A 5,353-nucleotide genomic window follows, 5' to 3' on the forward strand; every position below is an offset into this window, starting at 1 on the left:
TTCGTCGTCCGTCATTCCTCCGCCGCCGTCGAGAAGAAATAGCGCGCGGCAGCGGGTGGCCCCCCCCCCGGGTGGGGGGCCCCCCCCTCGGTGTGTCCGTGCGGCGGTCAGCCGACCCGTTGCCCCGGGCCGCCGGCGCCGACTTCGACCGGCACCTGATCCTTCTCCTGATCCTGGCCCCCGCCCTGGCCCTTCTCCCCGGACTGGGCCGGAACAGCCCCGGCGGCCTCGCCGGTCGCGGGCGCCCCGATCGACACGGCGGCCGCCGGCTGCAGGGCGCTGCCCGGCCAGCGGCGCTCGACCGCCTTGGCCACCTTGCGGCCCAGCTTCTGCACGGGCAGCTCCACCAGCCGGTACATCACCCAGCTCGCCAGCATGATCACGACGAGGTACTCGGCCGTCCAGATCAGCTTGCCGCCGGTCGTCGGCGGCACCTTGGGCACGTGCAGCAGCGGCTGGATGGTGTGGACCAGCGGGACGTGCAGCAGGTAGAGCGAGAAGCTGATCCCGCCGAGCCAGGTGAGCGGCTTCGGGAAGCGGCGCTTGCGCAGCGCCATGCCGATGCCGAACGTGATCCAGGCCCCGAGGTAGGAGCCGGCCCAGGCCATCCAGCCGGCCGTCCAGGTGTTCTGCTCCATGCCGTCACGGTTGTACATCCAGGCGACGGCCACCCCCGCGACGACCACGAAGCCGCAGCACAGGATCGCCTGGAGGCGGTCGATCTGGCGGTTCTCGGCCCGGTAGATCGCGGTGCCCGCGAACATCGTCGCGAAGATCATCAGGGTCTCGAACATCGGGGCCCGGCTGTTGTTGTACATCAGCACGAAGCCCAGCAGACCGAGCGTGATCGCCCCGACCCGGGTCAGGTTCGGCCGGCCGCTCAGCACGCAGGCGAAGCCGAACAGCACGATCAGGACGGAGCCCCAGACCAGGTTGCGGGTCGAGGTGATGTCGCTGGTCAGCGTGTGGGAGGCGATGGAGGTGCCGAAGAGCAGCGCCACGCCGGCGAAGCCGACCGCGATCGGGCCGCTGCGGCGGTGCTGGCCGACCGTGAAGAGCGCGGTGACCATGTAGTAGAAGACCATCTCGTAGCTGAGGGTCCACATGACGCCCAGGCCGTTCCAGACGCCCATGAAGTCCTGCAGCATGGTCGAGTTGGCGGCCACGTAGATCAGGTCGTGATCGGTGGCGAAGAGCGCGACCGAGCCGTCGCCCTTCGGGATGATGGCCAGCGCCACCGTGATACCGATGATCACCGGCGGCCAGAGCCGGAAGATCCGTCCGATCCAGAACGCCCGCACGTCCCCGCGACGCTCCAGCGAGGCCGGGATGATGTAGCCGCTGACCAGGAAGAACAGCATGACGCCGTAGAGGCCCAGGTCGGCGTGCCACCAGATGAAGGACGCCACCCCGTCCGGCAGCATCTTCAGGACGTCGAAGTGGTGGAGCGCCACCACCAGGGCGGCCACGCCGCGAAGCGCGTCGAGCCAGCCCAGCCGACTGGCCGACCCGCTCGCCCGAGCCTTCGTGCTTCCCCCGGCCCGGCGGGCGGACAGCTGTCGTATCGTTTTCACCGCACGGACAGTAGCTCATCACACTGCTGCGTTGGCCTCGGTGACGGTCGGACGAGGCCCCCCGGTGCCCCTCGTCGGTGCCAGGTCCTGTCCTAGTCCCGGGTCATGTCGACGAAGCGCGAGTAGTGGCCCTGGAAGGCCACCGTGATGGTGGCGGTGGGGCCGTTACGGTGCTTGGCGACGATCAGGTCGGCCTCGCCGGCGCGCGGGGACTCCTTCTCGTAGGCGTCCTCGCGGTGGAGCAGGATGACCATGTCGGCGTCCTGCTCGATCGAGCCGGACTCGCGCAGGTCGGAGACCATCGGTCGCTTGTCGGTGCGCTGTTCGGGGCCACGGTTCAGCTGGGAGAGCGCGATGACCGGGACTTCCAGCTCCTTGGCCAGCAGCTTCAGGTTTCGCGACATGTCGGAGACCTCCTGCTGGCGGTTCTCGGCCCGGCGGGAGCCGCCGGACTGCATCAGCTGGAGGTAGTCGATGACGACCAGCTTGATGTCGTTGCGCTGCTTGAGCCGACGGCACTTGGCCCGGATCTCCATCATCGACAGGTTCGGGGAGTCGTCGATGAACAGCGGCGCCTCGCTGACGTCGGGCATCCGGCGGGCGACGCGGGTCCAGTCGTCGTCCGTCATGTTCCCGGAGCGCATGTGGTGCAGCGCGACCCGGGCCTCGGCGGACAGCAGGCGCATGGCGATCTCGTTGCGGCCCATTTCGAGCGAGAAGATCACGCTCGGCAGCTTGTTCTGGATCGAGCAGGCGCGGGCGAAGTCCAGCGCCAGGGTCGACTTGCCCATCGCGGGACGGGCCGCGATGACGATCATCTGGCCGGGGTGGAGGCCGTTGGTGAGCGCGTCGAAGTCGGCGAAGCCGGTCGGGACGCCGGACATCTGGCCGTTGCGGGAGCCGATCGCCTCGATCTCGTCGAGGGCGCCCTCCATGATGTCGGCGAGCGGCGCGTAGTCCTCGTTGGTGCGCTGCTCGGTGACGGCGTAGATCTCCGCCTGGGCGGCGTTGACGATCTCGTCGACGTCGCCCTCGGCCGCGTAGCCCATGCCGGCGATCCGGGTGCCGGCCTCGACCAGGCGGCGCAGGACGGCGCGCTCGTGGACGATCTGGGCGTAGTACTCGGCGTTGGCGGCGGTCGGGACGGAGTTGACCAGGGTGTGCAGGTAGGAGGCGCCGCCGACGCGCTGCAGCTCGCCGCGCTTGGTGAGCTCGCCGGCCACGGTGATCGGGTCGGCCGGCTCGCCGCGGGCGTACAGGTCGAGGATCGCGCCGTGGACCATCTCGTGCGCGGGCCGGTAGTAGTCGGCCGGCTTGAGCACCTCGACCACGTCGGCGATGGCGTCCTTGGACAGCAGCATGCCGCCGAGGACGGACTGCTCGGCGGCGAGGTCCTGCGGGGGGACGCGCTCGAAGCCGTCCGCGCCGCCCTGGCCCTCGTCGTCGCCACGGCGCTGCCAGCCGCCGCCACCGCCACCGCTCTGCGAACCGTCGCGCTGGGAGCCGCTCCGGCCGCCCTTGCCGCCCTTCTGGAAGCCGCCCTCGCGGCCGCCGCCGTCGCGGTTGCCGTCCCGGCCGCCGCCCTGGCCGGAGCGGCTGCGGGAGACCGGGAGCCGGTCGCCGGGCCCGTCGGGGAAGGACGTGTCGTCGAAGGCGCCGGCGGGGAAGGGGTCCTCGGCGGGCTGCCAGTCCTCCTCCGGCGGCGGGGCGTCGTGGTCGTCGTACTGGGGGCCGGTCACGCGTGTTCCCCGATCAGCGAGTGGTGCGAGTTGGAGCGGGTCTTGCCGGTGGCTGGGTGGAGCGGAGCCGCTCCTCTTTGTACGCCACGGCACCGACAAATCGGACGCCGGGGCGGGCGGGAGTGTCGGGCGGAGGGCCCACGCTAAGGCGCCGGGAGCCGTTCAGCCAAGGCGGTTATCCACAGGGGGTGTGGACGAGCGGCCCTGGGCTGTGGAGAAGTGCCGCAAAGCTGTGGACGCCCCTGTGGAAGGCCCTGTGGATAACCGGACCATCTGTCCACCGTCAACCTGTTGACCAGGTATTACCTCTTTCCGGGCCTGTGCATGAGAAATTCTTCACACACAGCCGGACCCCCGCGGGCGCGAAGCGGGTCGAACGCCTCGCTCAAGAATTCGAGTAATAGACAACTGCCACTAGCAGTCATTACCTGTGGATGAGTAGCCTGGAGCCCATGACCGCCCCTCCCGCAGCCCCGACCCCCTCCAGACGCCGGCACGACCGGGAGATCCTCGCACTGGCCGTCCCGGCCTTCGGCGCGCTGGTCGCCGAACCGCTCTTCCTGATGGCCGACTCGGCGATCGTCGGCCACCTCGGCACCCCGCAGCTGGCCGGGGTCGGCATCGCCGCCGCCGCGCTGTCCACCGCGACCGGCGTGTTCGTCTTCCTCGCCTACGCCACCACCGCGGCGGTGGCCCGCCGGATCGGTGCCGGGGACCGCCGCGGCGCCGTCCAGCAGGGCGTCGACGGCATCTGGCTCGCCCTCGGTCTGGCCGTCCCGGTGGTGCTGCTCACCGTGCTGCTGGCCCCCTGGGCGGCCGACGTCCTGGGGGCTTCGGAGACCGCCGCCCCCTACGCCGTGACGTACCTGCGGATCAGCGCCCTGGGCATCCCCGCGATGCTCATGGTGATGGCCGCCACCGGCGTGCTGCGCGGCCTCCAGGACACCCGCACGCCGCTGCTGGTGGCGATCGCGGGCTTCGCCGCCAACATCGGCCTGAACGCCGGCCTGGTGTACGGCGCCGGGCTCGGGGTGGCCGGCTCGGCCTGGGGCACCGTGCTCGCGCAGACCGGGATGGCCGCCGTCTACCTGGTCGTGGTGGTGCGCGGGGCGCGGCGCGAGCACGCCTCGCTGCGGCCGGACGCGGCCGGCATCCGGGCCAGTGCGAGGGCGGGCGGTCCGCTGCTGGTCCGGACGGTCAGTCTGCGCGCGGTGCTGATGATCGCCACCGCGGTGGCCGCCCGGCTGGGCGACGACCAGGTGGCCGCGCACCAGATCACCATGACGCTGTTCAGCTTCCTGGCCTTCGCCCTGGACGCCATCGCGATCGCCGGCCAGGCGATCATCGGCCGCTACCTGGGCGCCGAGGACATCCCGGGCGCCAGGGCCGCCACCCGTCGGATGGTCGAGTGGGGCATCGGCTCGGGCGTGCTGCTGGGTCTGCTGCTGGTGGCCGCCCGCCCGCTGTACGTCCCGCTGTTCACGCCCGATCCGGCGGTGCAGGGGCAGTTGGACACCGCCCTGCTGCTGCTCGCGCTCAGCCAGCCGGTCGCCGGCCTGGTCTTCGTGCTGGACGGGGTGCTGATGGGCGCCGGGGACGGCCCCTACCTGGCCTGGGCGGCGATCGCGACCCTGGCGGTGTTCACCCCGGCGGCGATCGCGGTGCCGGCCACCGGCACCGGGCTGGCCGGGCTGTGGTGGGCGATGAACCTGTTCATGCTGGTCCGCGCGGCCTTCCTGGTCGGGCGGGCGCGCGGCGGCCGCTGGCTGGTCACCGGGGCCGTCCGGAGCTGACGGCGCCGGGGCCGAGGGCTCCGGCACGGAATGCGCCGACACCGAATGCGCAGGGGCCGAACGCTCCGGAACACGACCGAGGGGCGGCGGGGCCGCCGGGGGGGGGGCGAGCGGGGCCAGCGGCCGGGCTTATCTGGAGACGCTGGGGGGGGGGAGGGTGGGGGGGGGGGCGGGGGTGTGGGGCTCGGTGCGGGTGCTACGGGACCTTGCTGAAAGCAGCGACCGTCGCACGGCGCTGGCCACCGCG

The 5,353-nt window shown here is 71.8% G+C and carries 3 protein-coding genes; 1 reads left to right on the forward strand and 2 read right to left on the reverse strand.

The features are described from left to right. Positions 1-107 precede the first annotated feature (107 nt). Both ACFV6I_RS29680 and dnaB read right to left on the reverse strand, forming a co-directional pair. Complete coding sequence (locus ACFV6I_RS29680; protein ID WP_079135734.1) at positions 108-1,574, reverse strand: acyltransferase; 1,467 nt, start codon at positions 1,572-1,574, stop codon at positions 108-110. A 92-nt stretch (positions 1,575-1,666) separates the two neighbouring features. Continuing rightward, complete coding sequence (dnaB, locus tag ACFV6I_RS29685) at positions 1,667-3,313, reverse strand: replicative DNA helicase (RefSeq protein ID WP_380428614.1); 1,647 nt, start codon at positions 3,311-3,313, stop codon at positions 1,667-1,669. Positions 3,314-3,765: 452 nt separating this feature from the next. On the opposite strand from dnaB, the gene ACFV6I_RS29690 reads away from it, so the two are divergent. After that, a complete protein-coding gene (locus ACFV6I_RS29690) occupies positions 3,766-5,106 on the forward strand; it encodes an MATE family efflux transporter (protein ID WP_380428616.1) in 1,341 nt (446 codons plus the stop codon). Positions 5,107-5,353 lie beyond the last annotated feature (247 nt).

The organism is Kitasatospora sp. NPDC059803 (assembly GCF_042732255.1).
Lineage (GTDB): Bacteria > Actinomycetota > Actinomycetes > Streptomycetales > Streptomycetaceae > Kitasatospora.

Coding starts and splice junctions, on each gene's coding strand:
- ACFV6I_RS29690 (WP_380428616.1), top strand. CDS start 3,766: ATGACCGCCCCTCCCGCAGCCCCGACCCCCTCCAGACGCCGGCACGAC.